At 65.0% G+C, this 1,564-nt stretch carries 2 protein-coding genes; one reads left to right on the forward strand and one right to left on the reverse strand.

Features of this window, described 5'->3' with window-relative positions; genetic code table 11:
- Positions 1-186: 186 nt before the first annotated feature.
- The gene (locus RHA1_RS00750) at positions 187-519 is read right to left on the reverse strand and encodes a hypothetical protein (RefSeq protein ID WP_005246337.1); all 333 of its coding nucleotides are present in this window, start codon (positions 517-519) and stop codon (positions 187-189) included.
- A 172-nt stretch (positions 520-691) separates the two neighbouring features.
- Between RHA1_RS00750 and RHA1_RS00755 the strand changes: the two genes are divergently transcribed.
- The gene (locus RHA1_RS00755) at positions 692-1,030 is read left to right on the forward strand and encodes an RNA polymerase-binding protein RbpA (RefSeq protein WP_005255751.1); all 339 of its coding nucleotides are present in this window, start codon (positions 692-694) and stop codon (positions 1,028-1,030) included.
- The last annotated feature ends 534 nt before the right edge of the window (positions 1,031-1,564 follow it).

Consider the following 1,564-nt stretch of genomic DNA (forward strand, 5'->3'; position numbering starts at 1 on the left):
GATGCGCAAGTCCTGCGCGTGAGACGGACCCACCGACGCCGGTCTCCCACGCTGTACTGATCGTGCTGTACGCGCGGGCCCGGTGTGCGTCGATTCGTGATGTTCGTTTCGGAATCGCCGTCGACGGGCGACGGTCGGACCGGTCGGGCAGAGTGCGTCCTACGCTCCCCCGCCTCTGTCCGAGGCTCAGCGGAAGCGTTCGGCCTCACGTGCGAGTTGCACGAGGTCGGCGCACAGGGACTCCACCTCATGGGCCGCCGCACCTTCGGCAACGGCTGTCGCCACGTCCTCGGCGGCACATCGAACCTGGAAAACCCGGTCGACCATGGCGGAGGCTTCCTCCGAGGTGAGCACCACCGCATCGGCGGGGATGCTCGTGCCCTTGACCTGGTTGCGCTGCTCGTATGCGCGCTGCCGGCAGGATTGGCGGCAATACCGGCGGCGCCGCCCCATCCCCGTCTCGGCCACTTCGCGGCCGCACCACACACAGGAATCGGGTCTGCGGGAGGCGCCGGTCATGGTCAACCACCTTACTGCGCGGCGCCTCGACGCCCGCCCGGTAAGATGTCGAGGTTGCATCTGCGCGGCGTGCGGGAACCAATCGGGAGGCCGTGGCGTTGTAGATGAGTGTGAACGCTTGGTTCTGGTCCAGGCGTACTCGCGCGGAGACGATCGAGGAGAGGACACAACCATGGCAGATCGCGTACTTCGAGGAAGTCGACTCGGAGCGGTGAGCTACGAGACCGACCGTGACCACGACCTCGCGCCCCGTCGGATGGCCAAGTACCGGTGCGACAACGGTGAGGTCTTCGACATTCCCTTCGCGGACGATGCCGAGATTCCCGGCACGTGGCTGTGCCGCAACGGCCTCGAGGGAACCCTGGTCGAGGGGACTGCGCCCGAAGCCAAGAAGGTCAAGCCGCCGCGTACCCACTGGGACATGCTGCTCGAACGCCGTTCCAAGGAGGAACTGGAGGAGCTGCTGAAGGAGCGCCTCGACCTGCTGAAGGCGAAGCGCCGCGGAGCCTGACACAGGCAACCGAACCGTACGAACGCCGTCTCGGCTCTGCCGGGGCGGCGTTCGCCGCGTTCGGGGAGGCTGCGACCCCGGCTTCGGCGCGGACGGGGTGTTCGACACGGACGAGCTTCTGTTGGTCACTGGGCTGGTCACCGTCTCGACAGGACTCATCCAAGTACTCCGATCTGCTGAACGCGGGCGCGTTACATTCCGAGCACACAAAGCACCGAGCGTCACGCCCCGAACACGCAGTCGAAGAAACCACGTATGACCGACCTCTCGGGCTTCCGTACCGTTTGAGAGGTAGGTCACATGACCGCTCTCAATCTACTATTCGGTACCGCGGAGTCAAGGGTTTGGTCTTCTCTTCGGGTAGATCTCACACCTGGGGTATGAAATCGGCACCCCGAAACCACGACCGGTCGGGCGTCCACGACATTCGGGGTGGTCAACCGCTCGTTTTCTGCACAACCACTCACATTTCGTGGTATTCCCCCACCACCGCCCAAACCAAACCTTCCGGTCTGTCGGGCGGCGGTGATGCGG

Source organism: Rhodococcus jostii RHA1, from assembly GCF_000014565.1.
Classification (GTDB): Bacteria; Actinomycetota; Actinomycetes; order Mycobacteriales; family Mycobacteriaceae; genus Rhodococcus_F; species Rhodococcus_F jostii_A.

Excerpts from the sequence above, each read along its gene's own strand:
- RHA1_RS00750 (WP_005246337.1), bottom strand. The coding sequence starts at position 519 with ATGACCGGCGCCTCCCGCAGACCCGATTCCTGTGTGTGGTGCGGCCGC.
- RHA1_RS00755 (WP_005255751.1), top strand. The coding sequence starts at position 692 with ATGGCAGATCGCGTACTTCGAGGAAGTCGACTCGGAGCGGTGAGCTAC.